Genomic DNA, 22956 nt, shown 5'->3' on the forward strand with positions numbered 1-22956 from the left:
CTAAATTTTTCGTTATGTAAGGGCAAAAAAAAGGCCAGGAATGTCCGGGCCTAGGCCTCGTTACGCACGTAGTCCAGCACGTTGCCCAGGGTTTCCTCCAGGAACGGCCGGTTGATCCAGAAGAACACCTCCTTGCCGATCTTCTCCGACCCCAGCACCTCGGCCTCGCGCAGGATCTTCAGATGGTGCGAGACGGTGGAGCGGGTCAGGGTGGAGGCCTCGGCGATCTGCCCGACATTGAGCCGCTCGCCCTTCTCAAAGAGCAGCAGCATGCGCTGGCGGTGCTCGTCGCCCAGGGCGGTGAACACCTTGGACATGCCACGCCATTCGGGAGGGAGGGCTTGGGTGTAGTCGGATTTCATGTCGACGATCTTAGTTGTATCGATGCGTTTGGTCAACGCTGGGGCAATGCCGCTCGTGCGCAATTGTCGGGATGACCCTCTTCTTCGCTTGGATCAGGCTTGGACCCAAGAATGGGGCGGCGGAGCGGCCTTTGTCGCCTCGTCGCCCTCGACCAGCAGGCGGCCATCGTGAGCCGGGGGAATCAGGCTGGTGTGGCACCAGGTGTTTTGTCCGGCCCACCCCACGCCGCCGCCAGCGCCTCGGCAAACGCCTCGGCCAGGGGCGAGGGGGCTGGCGGCAGCGCCAGGGCCGCCTGGGCGGTGGGCGTTCCTTGCGGCCCGACCAGGGGGCGCAGCACGGCGCCGGCCGGCAGCAGGGGGGCCATGGCGTCTGGGATCAGGGCCAGGCCGAAGCCGGCCGCCACCAGTTGCAACTGGCTGGTCTTGCGCGAGGTGGCCGCTGCCGTCGCCGGGGTGAAGCCCGCTTCCAGGCACAGGTCGGTGACCCGCCGGGCGAGGCCGCCCCGCTCCCGGTGCACTGCCGAAACGAAAGCTTCTCCGGCCAGGTCGGCCAGGGCCAGTTCCTGGCGCGCCGCCAGGAGATGCTCGGCGGGCAGGGCCGCCCACAGCCGTTCTTCGGGCAGGGGGCGCAGGTGTACCGCCGGGTCGCGGCGCAGCAGGGGCAGGCGCACCAGCCCCAGGTCGGCCCGGCCGGCGGCCAGAGCGCCGATCTGTTGTTCGGAGGAGAGCCGGTCCAGATCCACCCGCACCCCGGGGCGGGCGGCGGTGAAGTCGCGCAGGGCCGCCAGCAGGGCGCCGGCCACCGGGGTCGAGCTGGAGTGGAGCAGGCGCAGTACGCCCCCTTCGCCCCGGGCCAGGCGCCGGGCGTCGTCGGCCGCCGCCTGGAGGCCCTCGGCCATGCCGGCGACGCGCTGGCGGAACAGTTCGCCGGCCGGGGTCAGGCGCACGCCCCGGGGTTCGCGCAGGAACAGGGCAAAGCCCAGCTCGTCCTCAAGCAGGCCGATCTGGCGGCTCAGGGCCGGTTGGGCGACGAACAGGGACGCCGCCGCCGGGGTGAATCCCCCCAGGTCGGCAACGGCGAGGAAGTAGCGAATCTGGCGCAGGCTAGGCATGCCGGTTTGTTATGGGGAGTTGGGTTAAATGGTATTGGTGTTATGGCACGTTCGGGGCGATGCTACCAGCACCGGCACACCTGTCGCAGTCCGATGCGCTTCCGCTCCCCGTCGGCGCGGGGCAGCCGGCGTCATTCAATTCATCTTCGCGTCCCCTTCCATGCTCCTGCCCTTCGATCCCGCCGCCCTGGGCGGCGTCCTGCCGTCCCCGTCCGCCCTGGCGGTGGCAACCCTGGCCCTGGTGGCGGCCTACGCCATCTTCACCCTGGTCGGCTTCGGCTCGGCCATGATCGCCGCCACGCCCCTGGCGGCGGTGTTGCCGGTGGCCCGCATCGTGCCGCTGCTGGCCCTGCTCGACTGCGTCGGCGCCTCGGTCCGGGGCTGGCGCGCGCGGCGGCGCATCGACCGGGGCGAGTTGGCCCGGCTGCTGCCGGGCATGGCGGCGGGCCAGGTGGTCGGGGTGACCCTGCTCGCCGGCCTGCCGGCCAATGCCCTGGCCGTGGCCCTGGGGTTGTTCGTCGCGCTCTACGGGCTGTGGGGATTGCGCGGCGGCGGCGGGACGGCTCCCGCAAAGCCCCTGGCCGCCACCTGGGCCGTACCCTGCGGTCTGGCGGGGGGGCTGCTCGGCGCTCTGTTCGGCAGCGGCGGATTCCTCTATGCCGCCTACCTGGGCCGCCGCCTGCCGGACCGGGACGCCTTCCGCGCCACCCAGGCGGTGCTAATGGCCCTGAGCACCGGCCTGCGGGTGGTGCTGTGCGCCCTGGCCGGGCTGATCGACGGCCCCCTGCTGTTGCTTGCGCTGTGCGCCGCACCGGCCATGGTGCTGGGGGTGGCCCTGGGTGGGCACCTGGACCTGCGCCTGTCCCGGGAACGCTTTACCCGGGCCCTCAATCTGGCGCTGCTGGCTGCGGGCGCGGCCCTGCTCGCCAAGGTAGGATGGGCGGCATGAATGCCGTTCTTTCCTCCATTGCCACGCCGCCGGTGTCATCCATGAGCGCCGGCTCGCTCCGCGACACCCTCCTGGCGGCCCTGGAGCGGCGCGGCTTCGTTCCCGATGCCGCCCAGGTCGGCGCCGCCGCCCGGCTGGCCCTGCTGGGCGCCCAAGTCGTGGCGAATGCAGCGCCGGCGAGTGCTTCGGCCGCCGCACCCCGGGGCATCTTCATGTGGGGCGGCGTGGGCCGGGGCAAGACCCTGCTGCTCGACCTGCTGGTGGCCAGCCTGCCACCGGGAACGGTGCTGCGCCGCCACCAGCACGCCTTTCTCGCCGACCTGCACCGGGCCGTGGCCCGGGCCCAGGAAGAAGGAGCGGAGGACGCCTTTCCCGCCGCCGTCGCCGCCCTGCTCGGGCCGGCCCGCCTGCTGGCCCTGGACGAATTCCACGCCCACGACATCGCCGACGCCCTGATCCTGGGCCGGGCCCTCACCCTGGTGCGGCAGCGGGGCGCGGCCCTGCTGTTCACCGCCAACCATCCCCCCGCCGAACTGTGGCCGGACACCCCGTTCCACCAATCCCAGGCCGAGCGCTACCAGCCCGTGGCGGCCTTCATCGCCGCCCACTGCGACCTGCTCGAAGTCGACGGCGGCCGCGACTACCGCATCGCTGCCGCGCCGGCCCCGGCGCGCTGGTGGGTGGAGTCGGGGGCGGCGGCAGATGGGGGGACAAACGCTGCAATGCCTGTCGCAGCCGTCGCGCCTGTTGCATCCGCCGACTCCACCGACTCTGCCGGCCACCCCTCCGCCCTGGCGGCCTGGCTGGGCTTGCCGGAGGGGGCGGAACATCCATCCGGCGACGGCGTGCCCCTGATGCTGGCGGGCCGGCCGGTGCCGGTGCGCTACCGGGGCGACGGGGCCCTGTGGTTCGATTTTGCCGCCCTGTGCGGCTCGCCCCGTTCCCCCGCCGACTACCTGGCCCTGGCGCTCCAGGCGTCCCGCCTGGCTATCAGCGGAGTCCCCCGCTTCGGCCCCCGGGATGGCGACGCCCTGCGCCGCTTCATCTGGCTGATCGACGCCGCCTACGAGGCCGGCGTGGCCCTGGCCGCCACGGCGGCGGCGCCGTGGGACCGGCTGCTGGCCGACGCCCCCGACCTGGCCCGCCTGCTCGGCCGCGACCTGCGCCGCTGCGAGAGCCGGCTGGCGGAGATGACGCGGCGCTTGCCACTGGGCGCCTGAGTCTCCGAACCTCCGAACCCGCTCAGGCCCGGCCCAGCACCGCATGGGCCATAGTCATATCGCGAGAAGGAGAGGGTTTTTGTCGGTAGCCGGAAAGGCGCGCCAATACTTGTTCTTGGCGGGTATGCCGTGGAGAGCCGCGCCAGTGCTTGAGATTGGCAGTGATGCCGTGAAGAACCGCGTCCTGCCTGGGGGTTGGGCGGCCTCATTTTCACCCTGCCCATCGTTTGCCCGCGTTCACCCGGTTCGGTCCGCGCCGGCGAAATAGCGTCGTGGTGACTAGCGGCGCGCAGACCGCCGTCGGCCATGGGCGGTCATCGCCACGCCAACCCCTGAAATTTGCGGTCTATAAATCCGGTTAAGCACCTAACCGGAGGCAAACGATGACACGCGTTCGCGTTAACGGCTTCACCCTCTCCCTCGACGGCTACGGCTCCGGTCCCAATCAGGACCTCGACAATCCGCTCGGCGTCGGCGGGACGGAGCTGCACCAGTGGCTCGTCCCAACCCGCACCTTCCAGCGGGCCCTTTTCGGCAAGGACGGCGGCACCACCGGGATCGACGACGATTTCGCCGCCCGCGGCTTTGAGAACGTGGGCGCCTGGATTCTCGGGCGGAACATGTTCGGCCCCATTCGCGGGGCATGGCCGGACGACAACTGGCAAGGCTGGTGGGGCGACAACCCGCCCTATCACGCGCCCGTCTTCGTCTTGACCCATCACGCCCGTTCCCCCCTCGCCATGGCCGGCGGCACGACCTTCCACTTCATCACCGGCGGCATTGGCGAGGCCCTCGACCGAGCCCGGGAGGCCGCTGCCGGCAAGGACGTGCGCATCGGCGGCGGGCCGAACACCATCCGCCAGTACCTTCGTGAAGGCCTCATCGACGAACTGCACATCGCCATCTCCCCGGTCCTGCTCGGCCGGGGCGAGCCGCTGTTCGCGGGGATTGATTTGCGGGCCCTGGGCTACGACTGCGTGGAATTCGTGGCGTCGGAAAAGGCCACCCATGTCGTCCTGCGCCGCCACGGGCGGACGGACGCCTAACGGTTGAGGTGGCCGGAAAGGCGCGCCAGTGCTTGTTCTTGGCGGGTATGCCTTGGAGAACCGCGCCAGTGCTTGCGGTTGGCGGTGATTACGTGAAGAACCGCGTCCTGCCTGGGGTTTTGGCTGCCCATCTTTCACCCTGTTCGGCCAGTGTCGGCAAAACTTGTCGTCGTGGCTGGCTGAGGTCAGGTAGCAGTCGGTCTGAAGCAGCCGATGATCGAATTGTTCGAAAGCTGCCGTAAAATGCCATTGGCACTTTTGGGTTTTGCAGGGTTTGGCCGGGAGTTTAGTTCTGTGAGTAGGATGAAAATATCAGTCAATGTGGTTGAAAAACAATTGCTTGAACCAATGGCCGTCGCATAGGTTATGCGTCATGAATCCGAGAAGCCCTGCAATATTGCTGTCCACTTCACGTTGAGCATCATGAAGGGTACGCGCTGTGACTCGTTCGGTTGCAATACTCGCTGCCGTTCTATTTCTTCTTGCTGGTATTGGGCTATTCGCGATAGTGCGGCAGTCCTCCGAAGCTGAAGCAAACACGTGTATGGAGAAATGTCGCGCCGAAGGAAAGAGTTATGTGTCAGCTCCTACGGGTATCGCAGGCAAGTTCATTGATGGTGGCCGCACTTGGTCAGAACCATCTAGAACATGCCAATGTGTTAACGCGCCAGCTATTGAGGGTACGTTTCCCGGAACCAAATGAATTGCAGCGCCCGACAGCATAAGGCAATCGATGCCAGCCTGTTCCTTAGCTATCGGCTGTTTCAGGCCTGTAGTTTCCCCACATCAAGCGCAGTGACGCCCAACAACCCGGTGCCGAACACCCGCCTTGGCTTTCCTGTTGCGCCTCGCGCGGCAGTCCGCTTACCTTCACCGTCGGGCGTCATGAGAACTGTCTTTGCTATCGCTGCTTCGTTTGTAATTCTGTCTGGCGCGTGGGCTGACGAAAGTTACACCGTCCGCAATGATGGTTTTGGTCCTGTGCGCGTAGGAATGACAAAGGCAGAAGTATCCCGAGCCCTCGGGGAGCCAATTATTCGCACAGCTGGGGCCGGAGATTTCGAGTGCGAGTATCTCCGCCCAGCCGAGCACTGGAAAGGGGTCACGTTCATGTTTTCTCGTGGCCGCGTAGCGCGCGTTGATGTCCGTGAGGGCGCAACGAAAACTGCTGCAGGCATCCGCCTTGGTGACAACATCTCGAAGGTCATGGAGGCATACCGTGGCCGGATAGAAGTCACCCCGCACCAGTACATCCCAGAACCGGAAGGTAAGTACCTCACTGTGAAATCCGTAAACGGTAAGCGGGCCATTCGCTTCGAAACAGATGGTGACCGGGTTGTCACGTTCTACGCAGGGCGCTTCCCCGAGGTCCAATACGTTGAGGGGTGTCTGTAAATGACGCCCAACCCTGCGGTTAACCCGGACCTACCGCAAAAGGCGTGGTAGTCCGCTTACCTAATCGTTAGAGCCCACATGAGCTTCCTTTCTCGCCTATTTGGTCACAAGCCGAGTTCCTCCCCCGCGAAGCACGTTGTCACGTTCGATGAAGAAAAGATCGTCAGCACAATGCCGGATGGAAGGCAAGAGGTTGTCCGCTGGGACGATCTTGTTGAAATCAGCATTGTTACTACTGACGAAGGCCCGTTCGTCGACGACGTCTTTTGGGTTCTGTCGGGTTCGTCTTCTGGTTGCCTGGCTCCGAGTGAGGCCGAAGGTACCAAGGAGCTTTTGCTCAAATTGCAGCAGTTGCCGGGTTTCGACAATGAGGCCGTTATCCGTGCTATGGGAAGTGCATCAAACGCAAAGTTTCTTTGCTGGCGGCGCGAAAGTGAGCTTTAACCCGCCGGTTGAGAGGAGCCGCCGAGAAGCTGCGTTTCTCGGTTCCCTACGCGGCTTCGCCGCTTCGGCGGCCCCTCGCCTAACACGTTAGGTGCTTTCAATTGGGGCCGAAAACTCAGGAGCTAGTTAGCGTCCTCGATAAGCTCGCTGCCCTTCTTGACGGCGACGGAGGTAGGCACTGGAGTGCCTGGGTGCGAAAGGCCAAGGCACACCTGCTCAACTCAGACTACTCAGGTATTGAATATCTGCTTTCAGCCTACGGTGGCATGGGCTCAATCAACGATGTTGTTCTTGGCCAAAGCTACAACAATGGTGTTTTCGATTGGAAATCACGGCGCATTGAACTGAACGAAGAATTTGCAAAACTCCGTAACAAGGCATGGGAATTGGCCAATGCCATTAAGCGCTCACAATAACCACTACGCATCTAGCAGTGTAGTCAATCGGACACCTGCTTGACTGCCTCAATCTTGGGTTTCTGAGCGGCGCTTGCTGCTCATAACGCCTCCCTGTGACCTTAAGTTTAAGGCTCAGAAGTGTCTACCAGTTCCGGGGTGATTCAAGTTGTTTGGTGATTTTGCGTAGTGGAGATGGTTTTTTTTGGTTGACATTAGGGGGTGAGTCATGAAGGCGATGTTTGCTTTTGTTTTGTGTATTTTTGGGGTGTTTACTGTGCAGGCAGGGGAAAAATTGGATTTTTCCGATATTACAAGTCGCGAAAAAGCTGAAGCGTTGTACGCGCAAGGAAAGCTTGAACAAATTACTTTGTTTCCTCGTGAGTTTGGTGGGCAAGAAACCCCTTTGAATACTATTTTTGTGCCGATAGGGGTTGGTGATGCTAAAAATAAAGTTACAGGAATGCTGGTGCGCTACTTTAGTGATGGTTTGATTAATAAGCTGGTCGTGGAGCCTGAATATAAAGGAGATAGTTTTATTCCGTCGCGTATCAAAATGCGGGCTTGGCACACAGAGCGGAAGGGGGAGTTCACTCCCTCAATCGAGGTTTGGTAATGCCCCTTAGGGCTACTAATCGACTTGGATCATAACGGGTCGATTTGTGCTGATTAGGGCAGATGCAATTCTGCATTCAGCAGGAAGCGATTTCACGCCTCCTCTCCATTACCGCTGCCCTGACCTGCCATCAGCAGCCGCGCCGGCCCCTGCTCCCAGGGTCAAACCTTAAGCAAATCCGCCCGCCCCCCCAGCCAACGCATCAGGTGGGCATCAGCGGTCGTTGGGGCATGGGCGATCAGCCAGGCGGCGGTGTCGCGGGCGGCGTCCACCAGGTCGGTGTCCCGTTCCAGGTCGGCGTAGCGCAGCATGGGCACGCCGCTCTGGCGGTGGCCGATGAATTCGCCGGGGCCGCGTAGGTGCAGGTCTTCCCGGGCGATGGCGAAGCCGTCGGTGTTTTCGTAGATGACCTTGAGCCGGGCCCGGGCGGTTTCCGACAGCGGGTGTCCAAACAGCAGCACGCAGGCCGATTCCGCCGCGCCCCGGCCGACCCGGCCGCGCAGCTGGTGCAGCTGCGACAGGCCGAAGCGTTCGGCGTGCTCGATCACCATCAGGCTGGCATTGGGCACGTCCACGCCGACCTCGATCACCGTGGTGGCCACCAGCACGTCCAGCTCGTGGGCGGCGAAGGCGGCCATCACCGCAGCTTTTTCGTCGGCTTTCAGGCGGCCGTGCACCAGGCCGATGCGGCGGTGGGGCAGGTCGGTCTTGAGGTGTTCGAAGGTGTCCACCGCCGTCTGCAATTGCAGGGCTTCCGATTCCTCGATCAGGGGGCACACCCAGTAGGCCTGGCGGCCGCCGGTGCAGGCCCCGTCCACGGCGGCGATGACCTCGTCGCGGCGGGCGTCGGAGATGAGCTTGGTGCGGATCGGCGTGCGCCCCGGCGGCAGTTCGTCGATCACCGACACGTCCAGGTCGGCGTAGTAGGTCATGGCCAGGGTGCGCGGGATGGGGGTGGCCGACATCATCAGCTGGTGCGGGTTGCCACCCTTCTGCTTGAGGGCCAGCCGCTGGGCCACGCCAAAGCGGTGCTGCTCGTCCACGATGGCCACGCCCAGGCGGGCGAACTCGACCCCGTCCTGGATCAGGGCGTGGGTGCCCACCACCAGTTGGCCGTCGGCCCCGGCCCTGGCCTGCATCTCGCGCTTGGCCTTGGGCTTGAGGCTGCCGGTGAGCCACAGCACCTCGATGCCGAGCGGTTCGAGCCAGTCGCGCAGCTTCTTGTAGTGCTGCTCGGCGAGGATTTCGGTGGGGGCCATGAAGGCCGCCTGGTAGCCCGATTCGATGGCGCGCAACGCCGCCAGGGCGCCGATCACCGTCTTGCCGCTGCCCACGTCGCCTTGCAGCAGGCGCTGCATCGGGTGGCCCTGGGCCAGGTCGGCGGCGATCTCGTCCCACACCCGCTGCTGGGCGCCGGTGAGGGCGAAGGGTAGCTGGCGCAGCAGGGCGGCGGTCAGGGTCGGCGCCCCGTTCAAGGCCGGGGAATCCTTGGCCCGGCGCGCCGCGTGGGCGCGGCGCAGGCACAGCTGCTGGGCGAGCAGTTCGTCGAACTGGACCCGGCGCCAGGCCGGGTGGTGCCGGTCGGAGAGTTCTTCGAGCTGGGCGGCGAAGTCGTCTTCCGGCGGCGGGGCGTGCAGCAGGGTCAGGGCTTCGTCCAGGGACGGCAGGCCCAGGTCGGCGCGCACCGCTTCCGGCAGGGTCTCGGCAAAGCCGCCGGCCTGGCGCAGGGCGGTGAGCGCCACGGCGATGCGTTTGCGCAGAATCGGCTGGGAGACGCCGGCGGTGGTCGGATACACCGGGGTGAGCCGGTCGGGCAGGGCCTCGCCGTCGTCCACCACGCGGATACGCGGATGGACCAGCTCCGGGCCGAAGAAGCCGGGCCGCACCTCGCCGAAGGCCCGCACCAGGCGGCCATTGTCCCGGGCGGTTTCGAACTGCTGGGTCTGGCTGCCGTAGAAGTTGAGAAAGCGCAGCCAGGCTTCCCGTCCGCTGCTGCCGATCAGCTTGACCACCAGCTGGCGGCGCGGCCGGTACTGGACGTTTACGTCCGCCACCCGGCCTTCCACCACCACCGGGGCGCCCAGGGGCGCCTGGCCGGCCGGGTAGGCCCGGGTCTCGTCCTCGTAGCGGATCGGCAGGTGCAGGGCGAAGTCTTCCAGCCGGGTCAGGCCCAGCTTGGCGAACAGGTCGTCCCGGCCTTTTCCTGCAGCGGGCTTGCCCGGCTTGGCGCCTTTCTTGGCCGCCGCGCCCTTGCCCGCCGCCGGGGCCTTGCGCCCGTCGGGGCCGCGGCCCGGGGGCAGGGCGGCGGCCGTGGCTCCGTCGCCGGCGGCGGCGAGGGGCGTGGGTTTTGCAGCGCGGGGCGGCAAGGGGGCGCTAGCGCGAGGAGGTTTAGCCGATCACCAGCACGGCGTCGGCTTCGACCTGGGCGCCCCGGGGCAGGGAGGCCACGCCGATGGCGGCGCGGGCGGGGAAGGGCTCGGCGAAGTAGCGGGTCATGGCTTCGTTCACCTTGGCGAAGTTGCCCAGGTCGGTGAGGAAGACGTTGACCTTGACCGCGTCGTTGAGGCTGCCGCCGGCGGCTTCGGCCACGGCTTTCAGGTTGTCGAAGACGCGCGCGATCTGGGCGTCGATGCCTTCTTCGAGCTGCATGGTGGCCGGGTTGAGACCGATCTGGCCGGACATGTAGACGGTGTCGCCGACCTTGACGGCCTGGGAGTAGGTGCCGATGGCGGCGGGGGCGTTGGGGGTGGCGATGATGGTACGGGCCATGGCGGTCTCCTGGGTCGGGTGGGGATGGGCGCGGGCGCCCGGTAAGGACCGCATGGTAAAGGATGGGGGCGGTCCCGGGCGAGGGCGCGCACGGGCGGCGGCGCGGGTGGGATGGAAAAATGCGTCCGATAGGGATGTCCGAGCCGCGTTCGGCGGGGCGGGCGTGTGCCGGTGGTGGGCGTGAAAAGGTGCGGCGGCACCCAGGGCTGTTTGGCTTCTATGTATTAATTTTTCTAATGTTTAATTTATCGCGCTTGGCCAAGCTCAAGAGCTGGCGCGGACTTTGTCTTTCGCGCGTGCCGGATACTTGAAATTTATTCATATATTGCCCGGGGCAGGCCGGCCGGCGCTCCTCTGGATGCGGCGCCGGCGGCGCGCGGGGGCAGGGGACGGTTACAGGGGTGCGACCTACGCTTTTAGCATCCATCAAAGGCAGCTGGGCGGCGCCTTCCTAGAATCCGCCGGCCAGCCGCCCCGGCTTGCGGGGCGGGCATCTCCTGAATACCTGAATTCGTAGAAAGGTTTCCACCGTGAAAAAATCCTCCGCCCTCTCCCTGCTCGCCGCCGCCCTGCTCGCCACCACCCTCGCCGCCTGCGGCAAGGACGAGGCGCCCAAGACCGAGGCCGCCCCGGCCGCCGCCGCCGCGCCGGCTCCCCAGGCCGCGGCGCCTGCCGCTCCCGCCGCCGATGCCGGCCATGCCGCCGAAGGCGAAGCCCCCTACAAGCAGGTGTGCGTGATGTGCCATGGTGCCGGCGTGGCCGGCGCGCCCAAGGTGGGCGACAAGGCCGCCTGGGAACCCCGCGTCGCCCAAGGCAAGGACACCCTCTACAAGCACGCCATCGAAGGCTTCTCCGGCCAGGCCGGGATGATGCCGGCCAAGGGCGGCAACCCCTCCCTGTCCGACGACCAGGTCAAGGCGGCGGTGGACTTCCTGGTGTCCAAGGTCCAGTAAGGTTCGGGCAAACGTTGCGGCGGCCCTGTGAGCCGGGCTACCGCGACGCCGCGATTCAAGCAGCGGGGAGGCGATGGCCTCCCCGTTGTCGTTGACGGGCCGGTCTTGGTGGAAACGCCGGGGCGGTCCGGCCGATGGCACCGTGCTCCTGGGCGCCGCGCCTACCGCCGGGCCGGGCGCCGTGCCGTTCCGCTCGCCCGGTTGCCCCGGTTCCCCACGTTTTCCCCCGCCGGATTGCCGAACCCGGCAGTGCCGCTAGGCACTTTTACCTAGGCGCACCGGCAGTTGCGCCTATGGGGCTGCGCTATCCCCACAATTTTCGTGGGGGTATTGGCGGCTTAACCTGACATCGTCCCTATCTCCCTGTGGAGCGATGTCATGCACGACCTCCCCTGCGCTTCTTCCTGCTCCGGCGGCGACGTCCCGGACGGCCGGCGTCGGGCCTTCCTCAAGGTGCTGCCGGCGGTCACCGCCGGTGCCGCCTCCTTGGCCGCCCTGCCGGCCGAGGCCGCCGAAGGCGCCAAGCCCCACTGGGGCATGCTGGTGGATGCCCGCCAGTGCATCGGCTGCCAGGCCTGCACCGTGGCCTGCATCATGGAAAACGTGGTGCCCGAGGGCAGCTTCCGCACCGTGGTGTCCACCTACGCGGTGACCACCGGCGAGGGCGCCGCCGCCGTCACCGGCACCCACGTCCTGCCCCGCCTGTGCAACCACTGCGACAACCCGCCCTGCGTGCCGGTGTGCCCGGTGGGCGCCACCTTCAAGCGCGAGGACGGCGCCGTGCTGGTGGACGGCGAGCGCTGCGTCGGCTGCGCCTACTGCGTCCAGGCCTGCCCCTACGACGCCCGCTTCATCAACCACCACACCGGCAAGGCCGACAAGTGCACCTTCTGTAGCCACCGGGTCGAGGCCGGGCTGCTGCCGGCCTGCGTCGAGACCTGCGTCGGCGGCGCCCGGGTGTTCGGCGACCTGAACGACCCGAAGAGCGAAATCCGCCGTCTGATGGCCGACGCCAAGGACGAGCTGAAGGTGCTCAAGCCCGAGCAGGGCACCCGGCCCCAGGTCTTCTACGTCGGCCTCGACCCGCGCCTGCAAGGCAAGGTGGACGGCACCCAGACCCCGGCCCTGAGCGGGCTCACCTGGCAACCCAAGAGCCACGGAGGCTGACATGACCAACCCGCAAATCGTCGAAGTGGTGAACGTGGCCCGGGACGTGGCCTGGCTGCCCTGGGCGGTCCAGTACTTCTTCCTGATCGGCCTGTCCGCCGGGGCCTTCCTGCTGTCCCTGCCCGGCGAGGTGTTCAAACGCCCGGGCTGGACCGGCATCTCCCGGCGCGCCCTGCTCGCCGCCCTGCTGTGCGGCCTGACCGCGCCGGTGGCCCTGCTCGCCGACCTGCACCAGCCGGGGCGCTTCCTCAACTTCTACCTGCATCCCAACTTCGGTTCCTGGATGGCCTGGGGCGCCTTCTTCATCCCCCTCTACCTGGGCGGGTTGATGCTCTACGCCTGGCTGGTCCTGCGGCCCGCCCTGCTGCGCCTGGCCGAGTCCCCGGACACCGCGCCGCTGCTCGCCCCCTGGTACCGGCGCCTGGCCTACGGCGGCCTGGAAAGCCCCACGGCGATCGCCGCCGCCGCCCTGCTCACCGGCCTGGGGGCGCTGTTGGTGCTGCTGTACACCGGCATGGAGGTGATGGTGGTGCGCGCCCGGCCCCTGTGGGATACGCCGCTGCTGCCGGTGCAGTTCGCCGTCACCGCCCTGGCCGGCGCCGTGGGCCTGGTCCTGCTGCTGGAGCGGCGCTTCGCCGCCGAACCGGCCGATACCCTGCCGCGCCTCAACCGGGTGCTCGCCGCCACCCAGGTGGCTGCACTGCTGGTGGGGGCGGTATGGCTGACCCTGGGCTTGTTCGGCCTGTCGCCGAGCCACGCCGAAGCACTGGCCGAAGTGGCGCCTTCCGCCGCCTGGCGCATCACCGCCCTGTGGGCCGCCGGCTCCGCCGCCGCCACCCTGTGGCTGGCCTGGCGCCGTCCCGCCCACGGCCTGCTGGTGGGGCTGATCGCCCTGCACTCGGCCTGGATGATGCGCTGGACCGTGTTCATCGGCGGCCAGGAAATCCCCAAGATCGGCGCCGGCTACTACCGCTACCAGCTGCCCCTGGGCCACGACGGCCTGCTCGGCATCGTCGGCACCGCCGGCCTGTGGCTGCTGCTCTTCATCCTCCTCACCTCCTTCCTGCCCTGGGGCGACGACACCCGTCGCGCCGGGCGGGCGTAAGGAACCTTCGCGGGGTAACGACCATGAAACTGCCCAAACTCTCCCGTCGCCAGATGCTCGCCGCCGGCGGGGCCACCGCCTTCGCCGCCGGGTTCTCGCAAACCGCCGTGCGCATGGGCGAAAAGGTCCTCGGCCACGACGCGCCCAAGCACAAGACCGCCGGCGAGGCGCCGGAGCCCGAGTTCCGCATCGACCCGGCCAGCGGCAAGCTGTGGATCAACCCGGCCCAGCAGGTCAGCTACACCATGTGCACCGGCTGCACCACCTTCTGCGGCGTGCGGGTGCGCATCGACCGGGCCAGCGGCAAGGTGCTGCGCGTCGCCGGCAACCCCTACAGCCCCCTGTCCACCGACCCCCACCTGCCGATGAAGGCCAGCGTGCGCGACAGCTTCGTCGCCCTGTCGCGCTTCAACGAAAAGGGCCTGGCCGGGCGCTCCACCGCCTGCGGCCGGGGCAACGCCGTGTTGCAGCAGATGGATTCGCCCTTCCGCGTGCTCACCCCGCTGAAGCGGGTGGGGCCGCGCAACTCCGGGCGCTGGCAGCCGATCTCTTTCGCCCAGCTGGTCAAGGAAGTCACCGAGGGCGGCGACCTGTTCGGCGAAGGCCCGGTGGCCGGCCTCAAGGCCCTGCGCGACTTCTCGCCGATCGATCCGGAACGTCCCGAGCTGGGCCCCAAGGTGAACCAGGTGGCGGTGCTCAACAGCACCAACGAAGGGCGCGAGAACTTCGCCCGGCGCTTCATGCAGAAGGCCTACGGCACCCTCAACTTCGTCGGCCACGGCTCCTACTGCGGCGGCGCCTACCGCTCCGGTTCCGGCGCGGTGTTCGGCGACATGAAGAAGATGCCCCACGGCAAGCCCGACTTCCAGAACGCCGAGTTCGTGCTGTTCATCGGCACCGCTCCGGGCCAGGCCGGCAACCCGTTCAAGCGCCAGGGCACCCTGATCGCCAAGGCTCGCACCACCGGCGCCATGAACTACGTGGTGGTGGACCCGGTGCTGACCAATGCCGACAACCGGGCCGTGGGCGACCGGGCCCGCTGGGTGCCGATCCGCCCGGGCACCGACGGCGCCCTGGTGATGGGCATGATCCGCTGGATGTTCGACAACGGCCGCATCAACGCCGACTTCCTGGCCCTGCCCAACCAGGCCCTGGCCGAGGCCGCCGGCGAGCCGTCCTTCGCCAACGCCACCCACCTGGTGGTGGCCCAGCCCGGCCATCCCCGGGAAGGGCGCATGCTGCGCGGCTCGGACTTGGGCCTGCCTGTGGAGGAGGTCGACCGTTACAAGGAGGCGGACCCCTTCGTCACCCTGAGCGGCCCCCTCGATGCCGGCGGCAAGCCGGTGCCGATCGGCCAGGCGAAGGGCCCGGCGCCCCTGTTCGTGGACACCGAGATCGAGGTTGGCGGCAAGCCCCTGCGGGTCAAGTCGGCCCTGCAACTGCTCAAGGAAGAGGCCGAGGCCCACACCCTGGCCGACTATGCCCGGGACTGCGGCGTGCCCGAGCACGTCATCGCCGGCCTGGCCGAGGAATTCACTGCCCACGGCCGCAAGGCGGCGGCCATCGCCCACGGCGGCATGATGGCCGGCAACGGCTTCTACAATGCCTTCGGCGTGATCATGCTCAACGTGCTGATCGGCAACGTGAACCGCCCCGGCGGCCTGGTGGCCAACGGCGGCGGCTTCAAGGACGACGGCGAGGGGCCGCGCTACAACCTGGACAGCTTCGCCGGCATGGTCAAGCCCACGGGCATTCCCCTGGGGCGCAACGTGCCCTTCGAGAAGACCAGCGAGTTCGCCAAGAACAAGGCCGCCGGCAAGGCCTACCCGGCCCAGGCCCCCTGGTTCCCCAACGCCCCGGGGCTGGTCACCGAGTGGTTCACCTCGGCCCTGTCCGGCTACCCCTACTCGCTCAAGGCCCTGATCCTGTGGAGCAGCAACCCGCTCTACGGCATCCCCGGCCTGCGCCGCCAGGTGGAAAAGGATCTGGCCGACCCGAAGAAGCTGCCCCTGATCATTTCCATCGACCCCCTGATCAACGAGAGCAACGCCTACGCCGACTACATCGTCCCGGATTCGCTACTCTACGAGAGCTGGGGCTGGGCATCGGCCTGGAACGGGGTGCCGACCAAGGCGTGCACCGCCCGCTGGCCGGTGGTGGAGGCCAAGGCGGCCAAGACGCCCGACGGCCAGCCCATCGCCATGGAGAGCTTCTTCATCGCCCTGGCCAAGGCCATGGACCTGCCCGGCTTCGGCGACAAGGCGATCAGCGACGCCGAGGGCAATGCCTATCCCCTCAAGCGTGCCGAGGACTGGTACCTGCGCGGCGGCGCCAACATCGCCTGGCTGGGCAAGGAGCCGGTGGCGGACGCCAGCGACGAGGACATCATCCTGGCCGGGGTGGAGCGCCTGCGCCCGCTGCTGGAGGCGACCTTGAAGCCCGAGGAGGTGCGCAAGGTGGCCTTCCTGCTGTCCCGGGGCGGCCGCTACCAGCCGGCCAAGGACGTCCGCGACGAGGACAACCCGGAGTGGATGCGCAACCGCCTGAAAGCCATGCTGCACGTGTGGAACGACAACGTGGGCGGCAGCCGCCACAGCATCACCGGCAAGCGCTTCGTCGGCTGCCCGAGCTGGCAGCCGGCCCGCTTCGCCGACGGCACCCCGGTGCGCCAGGTCTATCCGGAGAGCAAGTGGCCGATGCAGCTGATCAGCTTCAAGTCGGCGTTGCAGAACTCCTACTCGATCGCCGCCGACCGGCTGCTCGGGGTCCATCCGGAAAACCCGGTGATCCTCCATCCCCAGGACGCCGAGGCCATCGGCGTGACCACCGGCGACCGGGTGGAGATCCGCACTCCGGGCGGCGCGGTACGCTCCCGGGTGCTGGTGCACGGCGGGGTGATGCCCGGCGTGGTGGCGGTGGAGCACGGCTTCGGCCACAAGGAGCTGGGGGCCCGCGCCCACCAGATCGGCGACCGGGAGCAGCCCCACAAGCCGCATCTGGCGGCGGGCATCAACCTCAACGACCTGGGGGTGCCCGACCCGACCCGCAAGGACCGGGGCCTCTGGGTGGACCCGGTGTCCGGCACCGCCGTGCGCCAGGGCCTGCCGGCCAAGGTGGTGCGGGTGTAACGCCGGAGCGATGTGGAAGCAGCCCACCGGGGGGAGGGCGACGTGAAACGGGGGGGCAGCTGCTCCCCCGTTTTTTTGTGCGGATGCTTGGAACCTGGGGCTACGGTAGCGCCAGGCGCCGGGGCGTTCAGTCCAGGCTCTTCGGATCGGCAGCCAGCATCAGGCGCACCAGGTCGGCGGCGGAGTTGGCGCCGGTCTTTTCCATGATGTGCTGGCGGTGGGCGTGGACGGTGCGCTCGCTGATGTCGAGCCGGGCCGCCACCCGCTTGTTGGGGTGCCCCAGGGCGAGCAGGCGGGCCACTTCGATCTCCCGGGGCGACAGGGCGTGCAGGGAACGGCGGGCGTCCTCGGCGCGCTGGGCGGCGCTGATCAGCTCGCCGCTCTTGCGCACGGCGTGGCCCACGGCGTCGATCAGGACCTGGTCCTTGAACGGCTTCTCGATGAAGTCGGCGGCGCCCTGCTTCATCGCCTGCACCGCCAGGGATACGTCGGCGTGGCCGGTGATGAAGATCACCGGGATGCGGAAGCCCCGGGCGACCATTTCCTGCTGCAACTCCAGGCCGCTCATGGAGGGCATGCGGATGTCCACCACCAGGCAGCCCGGGGGGCCGCGCCGGTAGGCGTCGAGCAGGGCCTCGGCGCTGGCGTAGGTGGCGACCCGCCAGCCGACGGATTCGAGCAGGAAGGCGATGGACCGGCGCAGCGCGGCGTCGTCGTCCACCACGTGGATCAGGGCGTCTTCAAGGGGCGGCAGGGTGCTCATGGCGGGGTAGGGTAAAGCATAGGGCCAGTCCCGGGCTATCGGCATTTTGGCTACCTGCCGGATCGTCCGCATTGCCAAAATCGACTGAATTCCCCGGCTCCGCCCACAGGCGGCCGCCGTGGGCCTCGATGATCGAGTGGCAGATGGCCAGCCCCAGACCCAGGCCGTCGGGCTTGGTGGTGAAGAAGGGCTCGAACAGGCGCTCGCTCAGGCCGTCGGGCAGCCCCGGGCCCCGGTCGATCACCGCGATCCGCACCTTGTCCTCCGGCCGCTCCGGGTCCGGCGCCAGGCGCAGGGTCACGGTGCGGCGCCCGGGGGGCAGGCCCTGGGTGGCGTCGGCGGCGTTCTTGAGCAGGTTCACCAGCACCTGCTGGATTTGCAGCGGGTCCATGTCCACCGTGGCGTCCGCCGGCAGCCGGTCGTCCACCTCGATGGCCGGGGCGTTGGCCATCATGCCGGTGAGCAGGGCCACCGCCTCGCCGGCCACCTCGCCGGGGGCGCGGGGCTCCCGCACCGCCGCCCGCTTGCGCGAGAAGGCGCGGATGCGCTGCATGATCGCCGCCGCCCGTTCGGCCTGGGCGGCGATTTCCTGGCTGGCCTCGCGCACCGCCTCGGGGGCCAGGCGCCCGGCGTCCTGGCGGCGGATCAGGCTGCTGGCGTAGTTGCCGATGGTGGCCAGGGGCTGGTTCAGCTCGTGGGCCAGAGTGCTCGACAGTTCCCCCAGGATCGACAGCCGCGACAGGTGCTCGGCCTGCTCCTGGTGGTGGCGCATGCGCGCCTCGGCCTCGTCCCGGGCGGCCAGGGCGGCGCGCAGCTCGGCGGTGCGGTCCAGCACCTTGTATTCGACCCGCACCACGTGGATCACCCAGCCGGCCAGGGCCAGGAACACCAGCACCAGCCAGTGCCAGTAGCGCCGCGCCAGCCCCTGCAGGGTCGATTCGCGCAAGTAGGCGTAGGGGCCGGTCTGCAAGTCCTGGTACAGCTCGCGCACCGACTGGTAGTCCGCCGGCACGGTCCAGGCCATGCCTTCCGGCGAGGTGGGCATGGACAGGAGGGCGGTGGCCACCGCCTTGGCCAGCTGGGGCGAATCGTGGGCGGTGGCGGTGGTGGTGGCGATGACCCAGTCCGGGTAGAGGTCGGAGGACAGCAGGCAGGGAAAGCCCGTCGCCTGGCGCGGCGCCAGCACCCGGTAGTCGTCCAGGCGCAGCTTGCCCGCCTTGGCCAGGCTCTCCAGCAGGCAGGCGCGGACGATGCCCACGTCGGCGCTACCGTCGTGGACCGCCTCCAGCACCTGGGACATGGGGAAGCCGACGAAGCGGCGCTCGGCGAAGGCCGATTCGTGGTCGATGCCCTGGCGTTGCATCTCCCGGGCCGCCACCAGGTAGCCGCCGAAGGCGTCCGGGGAAACGGCGGCCAGGCGCTTGCCGGGAAGGTCGGCCAGGGTGGCGAGGTCGGTGCGGTCGGCCCGCACCACGATGGCCGAGCCGACGGCGGCGGCGGCATCGGTGGCGGGGGAGTCCAGGGTGGCGATGCGCGACACGCCCTGTTCCGCCTCCAGGGCCACGTACTGGCCGCCGTTGGTGATGACGAAATCCACCTGGCGCTGGCGCACCGCCTCGGCCAGCCCCGGGTTGTCGTAGAAGGTCAGCACGAAGCGGCGCTGGGGCAGGGCAGCGTTGAGCCGCTCGGCCACGTGGGACCAGTCGTAGTGGGCGGCCTCCACCCCTTCGTAGGCGAGCACGCCGATATGCACGGCCTGGACCGCCGGCGCCGCCTGCACCGCGTGCGGTGGCGCGGTCCGGGGTGCGGCCAGGGCCGGGGCGAAGCACCCCGGCGCGGCCAGGACCGCGGCCAGGACTGTCCAGCGGGCCCGGCGCTGGAGCCGGGCAGCGCCGGCGGACGGGCTCATGGCCGGCCGCCGGCGACCCAGTCCACCACCGCGTCCAGGGCCGGCAGGGCCTGGCGGGCGCGGGCGTGCTGGGCGATGGCCACCACCACCCACCAGCGGCCGCTGCGGTCCGGCACGAAGCCGGCCAGGGCGCGCACATTGTCCAGGCTGCCGGTCTTGAGCCGGGCCCGGCCCCGGGCGGGGGAATTCTGGAAGCGCCGCTTCAGGGTGCCGTCCACGCCGGCCACCGGCAGGGAGGCGAGCAGTTCGGGCATCACCGGGCTCGCCCAGGCGCTTTGCAGCAGCCGGGCCAGGCCCAGGGCGGTGACGGTCTCGCTGCGCGACAGGCCCGAGCCGTTGTCCACCACGATGCCCTCGCCGGCCAGCCCCCGGGCGGCGAGCCAGGCCTGGAGCCGTTCCCGGGCCTGGTCCGGCCCGGCGGGGACGGCATTGCCGGCGGTGGTTGTGTTGCGGCCGAGCAGCAGGAACAGCTGGCGGGCCATCACGTTGTTGCTGAACTTGTTGATGTCGCGCACCAGCTCGCCGACGCTGGCCGAGTCGATGGCGGCCACCGGGCGGCTGCCCGGCGGGAGCGCGCCGTCGCGCACCTGGCCGCCGATCTCGCCGCCGCTTTCTTCCCACAGGGCCCGGGCCATGGCGGCGGAGAACCGTTCCGGCGGCAGGGGCGACAGGTAGAGGCTCTGCTCGCCGCAGGCGGCGGCGTAGTTGCCGGACAGCACCAGGGTGTCGCTGTTGTCGCCGAAGGACGGCTGGATCAGTTCGCGCCAGTCGCCGCAGGGGCCGGCGACGAGTTGCAGGCGGGAGAGGACGCGCAGTCCGGCCAGGGGCGTTTCCAGCACCGCCTGGACCGCTTGGCGGGCTGGGTCGGGGGCCAGGGTCAGCTTGAGGGCGTGGAAGTTCACCAACAGGCCGTCGGGGCCGGCGTTGTAGGGGCGCAGGCCCTCGCCGTCGAAGGCGCCGGGGTCGTGGGGTGGCGGGGCCAGGGCGGAGCGGTCGAGCACCAGGTCGCCGGCAATCCGCCGGATGCCCCGGGCCCGGGCGCTGTGGAACAGGCTCCACAGGGATTCGGCGGTGAGGCGCGGGTCGCCGCCGCCCACCAGCACCAGGTCGCCCTTGAGCACGCCGTCCTCCACCGGGCCGGTGGCGCGCAGTTCGGTGCGGAAGGTGGCGGCCGGGCCGAGCAGGTCCAGGGCGGCGTAGGTGGTCACCAGCTTCATGGTCGAGGCCGGCTGGACCGGTGCGTCGGCGCGCAGGGCCAGGCGCGGCCGGCCGCCGTCGGCGGGGGCCACCACCACTGCCAGGGCGCCGGCCGGCAGGTCGGCCTGGGCCAGGATCTGGCGCGCCGCCGGGGGCAGGTCGGCGGCCAGGGCAGGGGCCGCGGGCAGCAGGGCCGCCACGAGGAAAAACGCCGCGGCGGTGAGGCGGCGGCGTTGGAAGGGGGAAAAGCGCGGCATCAGGGAGTGGCGTGGAGGGTGAAGCCCTGAAGCATAGCCTTCAAGCGCCCGGACGTGGCGCGCAATTCCTCGGTGGCCGTCCGGGCCTCTTCGGCGCTGGCGGTGTTGCGGGCGATCAGTTCGGCGATGTGCTCCATGTTGCCGGCCACTTCCTCGCTGGCGGCGCCCTGCTGGCGCGAGGCTTCCGAGATGTGGCTGGCCATGGCCGCCACCTGCTGGGAGGCAGTGGTGATGCCGGCCAGGCCGGCGACGCTCTCGCGCAACATGCCGATGCCGCTGGCCACCTCGTCCTGGGCCTGGTCCATGGTGCGCACCGCCTCGCCGGCGGCGGCCTGGATCTCGCCGATGGTGGCGGCGATGTCGGCGGTGGAGTGGGTGGTGCGCTCGGCCAGCTTGCGCACTTCGTCGGCCACCACGGCGAAGCCGCGGCCGGCCTCGCCGGCCCGGGCCGCTTCGATGGCGGCGTTGAGGGCCAGCAGGTTGGTCTGGGCGGCGATCTCCTGGATCACCTGGGTGATCTGGCCGATCTTGTCGATGGAGCGGCCCAGGGCGTCGATGGTGGTGCTGGAGGCGGTCACCGTGTCCACCACCTTCTGGGTGGCGGCCATGCTGGCGTCGATCTGCTGCTGGCTGCTTTCCACCAGCTGGCGGGCGTTGCCGGCGGCATCGGCCATTTCGGCGGCGCTGCCGGCCACGCCCTGGACCGAGTGGCTGAACTCCTCGGTGCCGGCGGCGGCGCTGGCCACCTGGTCGGCCTGGCGGGCCGACTGCTGCTGCACGGCGATCATGCGCTCCTGCAAGTCGTCGCTGCGCCCGGCGATGCCGGTGGCGGCGCTGTCGATCTTGTCGAGCATGGCCTTGAGGTGGGCCTGCATGGTGGCCAGGTTGCTGAGCAGGCGGCCGGCTTCGTCCCGGCCGTCGATGGCGATGGAGTCGGTCAGGTTGCCTTCGGCGATCCGGTCGAAGTGGCGCACGGCCCGGGACAGGGGGCGGACGATGGCCCGGGAGAGCAGCCACCAGCCGGCCAGGGCGGCCAGCAGGGAACAGGCGATGCCGGCCACGGCCAGGTTGCGGATCAGGTTGGCGCGCTGGTCGGAGTTGGCCAGGGCGTCCCGGGCGTCCTGCTGGAAGCGTTCCAGCACCTGGCCGCTGGCGGCGCTCAACTCGGCGTAGATCGGGTTGAGCTGCTTGAGCAGGTGCTCGTTGGCCGCCTGGAACTGGCTGGCGGACAGGGCGTCGATGACCGGGCGCAGGCCTTCCTTGGCGTAGCGCACGCGCAGGGTGGCGAGCTTGCCGATGGCCTCCCGGGTGGCCGGGACGGCATCGACCTGCTGCAACTGGTCGAGCAGGGCGTCGATTTCGGCCTGGTTGGCCTGGATGTGGTCCAGGTGGGTGGCCAGGGGGTGGTCGTGCAGCCGGGCGAGCGGGTTGGACGGGTCGTGTTGCAGGCCGAGCAGGGCCTGTGAACGGTTCTCCGCCAGCAGGAAGACGAGGCGCTGGGCCTTGGCCGCCGGGGCCTGGATGTGGGCCACCTGGCGATCCAGGTCGGCGTGGGTGCGCTGGATGCCGTACAGGCCCATGGCGGCGCCGATCAGCAGCAGCAGGCTCATGAAGGCGAACATGGCGCCCAGCCGTACCTGCAACGACAGGCCGGCCAGCCAGCCGGTCAGGCCGGTGCGGGCGATGGTGAAGGGGCGGGGCTTGGCCTTGAGGGCGGCGTAGAGGGCCGCGGCTTCCCGTACCTGGACCGGGTCGGGCTTGGTGCGCACCGACATGTAGCCCACGGTCTGGCCGTTCTTCTTGACCGGCACGGCAAAGGCCTCGACCCAATAGAAGTCGCCGTTCTTGCAGCGATTCTTGACCAGGCCGCGCCAGGGCAGACCGGACTTGAGGTGGCGCCACATGTCGGCAAAGGCCTCCGGCGGCATGTCCGGGTGGCGCACCACGTTGTGGCTGCTACCGATCAGTTCGTCGCGGGTGAAACCGCTGATGGCGACGAAGGCGTCGTTGGCGTCGGTGATGACACCCTTCAGGTCGGTGGTGGAGACGAGGTAGCGGTTGGTGGGGAAGGGGATTTCGGTGGAAGTGACAGGCAGGTTGGTCTTCAAGTTACATCCTATGCAATGCAATTTCGAATATTGTCTCCCCGTGCACATCCTACCGATATGT

At 68.8% G+C, this 22956-nt stretch carries 19 protein-coding genes; 11 read left to right on the top strand and 8 right to left on the bottom strand.

What is annotated here, in order from left to right:
• Positions 1-50: 50 nt before the first annotated feature.
• Entirely contained in the window at positions 51-362 is a 312-nt protein-coding gene (locus LWW89_RS13225; protein ID WP_054621041.1) for a metalloregulator ArsR/SmtB family transcription factor, read from the bottom strand.
• A 182-nt stretch (positions 363-544) separates the two neighbouring features.
• Positions 545-1474: a LysR substrate-binding domain-containing protein gene (locus LWW89_RS13230; protein WP_293264907.1), complete on the bottom strand. Its 930-nt coding sequence runs from the start codon at positions 1472-1474 to the stop codon at positions 545-547.
• Between the two features lie 160 nt (positions 1475-1634).
• Between LWW89_RS13230 and LWW89_RS13235 the strand changes: the two genes are divergently transcribed.
• From LWW89_RS13235 to LWW89_RS13265, 7 genes are all read left to right on the top strand, one after another.
• Positions 1635-2423 carry a TSUP family transporter gene (locus LWW89_RS13235; protein WP_293264909.1) on the top strand — a complete coding sequence of 263 codons (789 nt, stop codon included), beginning with the start codon at positions 1635-1637 and terminating at the stop codon, positions 2421-2423.
• Complete coding sequence (gene zapE / locus LWW89_RS13240) at positions 2420-3643, top strand: cell division protein ZapE (RefSeq protein WP_293264911.1); 1224 nt, start codon at positions 2420-2422, stop codon at positions 3641-3643. The genes LWW89_RS13235 and zapE overlap by 4 nt, the downstream gene beginning before the upstream one ends.
• 383 nt (positions 3644-4026) lie before the next feature.
• Complete coding sequence (locus LWW89_RS13245) at positions 4027-4689, top strand: dihydrofolate reductase family protein (protein ID WP_293264913.1); 663 nt, start codon at positions 4027-4029, stop codon at positions 4687-4689.
• 699 nt (positions 4690-5388) lie between these two features.
• Complete coding sequence (locus LWW89_RS13250) at positions 5389-6084, top strand: hypothetical protein (RefSeq protein ID WP_293264915.1); 696 nt, start codon at positions 5389-5391, stop codon at positions 6082-6084.
• Between the two features lie 78 nt (positions 6085-6162).
• On the top strand, positions 6163-6528 hold the full coding sequence (locus tag LWW89_RS13255; RefSeq protein WP_293264917.1) for a hypothetical protein: 366 nt from the start codon (positions 6163-6165) through the stop codon (positions 6526-6528).
• Between the two features lie 191 nt (positions 6529-6719).
• The gene (locus LWW89_RS13260; RefSeq protein ID WP_293264919.1) at positions 6720-6944 is read left to right on the top strand and encodes a hypothetical protein; all 225 of its coding nucleotides are present in this window, start codon (positions 6720-6722) and stop codon (positions 6942-6944) included.
• Positions 6945-7152: 208 nt separating this feature from the next.
• Positions 7153-7539, top strand: coding sequence for a hypothetical protein (locus LWW89_RS13265; RefSeq protein WP_293264921.1), 387 nt, complete (start codon positions 7153-7155; stop codon positions 7537-7539).
• 161 nt (positions 7540-7700) lie between these two features.
• On the opposite strand, the gene recG is transcribed toward LWW89_RS13265, so the two are convergent.
• Complete coding sequence (gene recG, locus LWW89_RS13270; RefSeq protein WP_293264923.1) at positions 7701-9905, bottom strand: ATP-dependent DNA helicase RecG; 2205 nt, start codon at positions 9903-9905, stop codon at positions 7701-7703.
• Between the two features lie 22 nt (positions 9906-9927).
• A complete protein-coding gene (locus LWW89_RS13275) occupies positions 9928-10308 on the bottom strand; it encodes a RidA family protein (protein ID WP_054621047.1) in 381 nt (126 codons plus the stop codon).
• Between the two features lie 530 nt (positions 10309-10838).
• Here LWW89_RS13275 and LWW89_RS13280 point away from each other — a divergent pair.
• The 4 genes from LWW89_RS13280 (at position 10839) to LWW89_RS13295 (ending at position 16661) form a co-directional block, all read left to right on the top strand.
• Positions 10839-11261: a c-type cytochrome gene (locus LWW89_RS13280; protein WP_293264928.1), complete on the top strand. Its 423-nt coding sequence runs from the start codon at positions 10839-10841 to the stop codon at positions 11259-11261.
• A gap of 378 nt (positions 11262-11639) precedes the next feature.
• Positions 11640-12428 carry a sulfate reduction electron transfer complex DsrMKJOP subunit DsrO gene (gene dsrO, locus LWW89_RS13285; protein WP_293264930.1) on the top strand — a complete coding sequence of 263 codons (789 nt, stop codon included), beginning with the start codon at positions 11640-11642 and terminating at the stop codon, positions 12426-12428.
• A 1-nt stretch (position 12429) separates the two neighbouring features.
• Positions 12430-13533: an NrfD/PsrC family molybdoenzyme membrane anchor subunit gene (gene nrfD / locus LWW89_RS13290; protein ID WP_293264932.1), complete on the top strand. Its 1104-nt coding sequence runs from the start codon at positions 12430-12432 to the stop codon at positions 13531-13533.
• Positions 13534-13556: 23 nt separating this feature from the next.
• Entirely contained in the window at positions 13557-16661 is a 3105-nt protein-coding gene (locus LWW89_RS13295) for a molybdopterin dinucleotide binding domain-containing protein (protein WP_293264934.1), read from the top strand.
• Positions 16662-16788: 127 nt separating this feature from the next.
• Here the strand turns inward: LWW89_RS13295 and LWW89_RS13300 are convergent, their stop codons facing one another.
• From LWW89_RS13300 to LWW89_RS13315, 4 genes are read right to left on the bottom strand one after another with little or no spacing between them, the layout of a single operon-like run.
• Complete coding sequence (locus tag LWW89_RS13300) at positions 16789-17415, bottom strand: response regulator (RefSeq protein ID WP_293265042.1); 627 nt, start codon at positions 17413-17415, stop codon at positions 16789-16791.
• On the bottom strand, positions 17402-19333 hold the full coding sequence (locus LWW89_RS13305) for a PhnD/SsuA/transferrin family substrate-binding protein (protein ID WP_293264936.1): 1932 nt from the start codon (positions 19331-19333) through the stop codon (positions 17402-17404). The genes LWW89_RS13300 and LWW89_RS13305 overlap by 14 nt, the downstream gene beginning before the upstream one ends.
• Positions 19330-20787, bottom strand: coding sequence for a D-alanyl-D-alanine carboxypeptidase/D-alanyl-D-alanine-endopeptidase (gene dacB / locus LWW89_RS13310; protein ID WP_293264938.1), 1458 nt, complete (start codon positions 20785-20787; stop codon positions 19330-19332). The genes LWW89_RS13305 and dacB overlap by 4 nt, the downstream gene beginning before the upstream one ends.
• A complete protein-coding gene (locus LWW89_RS13315; protein ID WP_293264940.1) occupies positions 20787-22895 on the bottom strand; it encodes a methyl-accepting chemotaxis protein in 2109 nt (702 codons plus the stop codon). The genes dacB and LWW89_RS13315 overlap by 1 nt, the downstream gene beginning before the upstream one ends.
• Positions 22896-22956: the final 61 nt, after the last annotated feature.

Origin of the sequence: Oryzomicrobium sp., from assembly GCF_021287045.1 — a bacterium.
GTDB lineage: Bacteria > Pseudomonadota > Gammaproteobacteria > Burkholderiales > Rhodocyclaceae > Oryzomicrobium.

What these genes read in the sequence shown, in the direction of transcription:
- LWW89_RS13225 (WP_054621041.1), bottom strand. Translation starts at nt 362, where the DNA reads ATGAAATCCGACTACACCCAAGCCCTCCCTCCCGAATGGCGTGGCATG.
- LWW89_RS13245 (WP_293264913.1), top strand. Translation starts at nt 4,027, where the DNA reads ATGACACGCGTTCGCGTTAACGGCTTCACCCTCTCCCTCGACGGCTAC.
- nrfD (WP_293264932.1), top strand. Translation starts at nt 12,430, where the DNA reads ATGACCAACCCGCAAATCGTCGAAGTGGTGAACGTGGCCCGGGACGTG.
- LWW89_RS13295 (WP_293264934.1), top strand. Translation starts at nt 13,557, where the DNA reads ATGAAACTGCCCAAACTCTCCCGTCGCCAGATGCTCGCCGCCGGCGGG.
- LWW89_RS13275 (WP_054621047.1), bottom strand. Translation starts at nt 10,308, where the DNA reads ATGGCCCGTACCATCATCGCCACCCCCAACGCCCCCGCCGCCATCGGC.
- dsrO (WP_293264930.1), top strand. Translation starts at nt 11,640, where the DNA reads ATGCACGACCTCCCCTGCGCTTCTTCCTGCTCCGGCGGCGACGTCCCG.
- LWW89_RS13255 (WP_293264917.1), top strand. Translation starts at nt 6,163, where the DNA reads ATGAGCTTCCTTTCTCGCCTATTTGGTCACAAGCCGAGTTCCTCCCCC.
- LWW89_RS13250 (WP_293264915.1), top strand. Translation starts at nt 5,389, where the DNA reads ATGAATTGCAGCGCCCGACAGCATAAGGCAATCGATGCCAGCCTGTTC.
- LWW89_RS13305 (WP_293264936.1), bottom strand. Translation starts at nt 19,333, where the DNA reads ATGAGCCCGTCCGCCGGCGCTGCCCGGCTCCAGCGCCGGGCCCGCTGG.
- dacB (WP_293264938.1), bottom strand. Translation starts at nt 20,787, where the DNA reads ATGCCGCGCTTTTCCCCCTTCCAACGCCGCCGCCTCACCGCCGCGGCG.
- LWW89_RS13235 (WP_293264909.1), top strand. Translation starts at nt 1,635, where the DNA reads ATGCTCCTGCCCTTCGATCCCGCCGCCCTGGGCGGCGTCCTGCCGTCC.
- zapE (WP_293264911.1), top strand. Translation starts at nt 2,420, where the DNA reads ATGAATGCCGTTCTTTCCTCCATTGCCACGCCGCCGGTGTCATCCATG.
- LWW89_RS13265 (WP_293264921.1), top strand. Translation starts at nt 7,153, where the DNA reads ATGAAGGCGATGTTTGCTTTTGTTTTGTGTATTTTTGGGGTGTTTACT.
- LWW89_RS13230 (WP_293264907.1), bottom strand. Translation starts at nt 1,474, where the DNA reads ATGCCTAGCCTGCGCCAGATTCGCTACTTCCTCGCCGTTGCCGACCTG.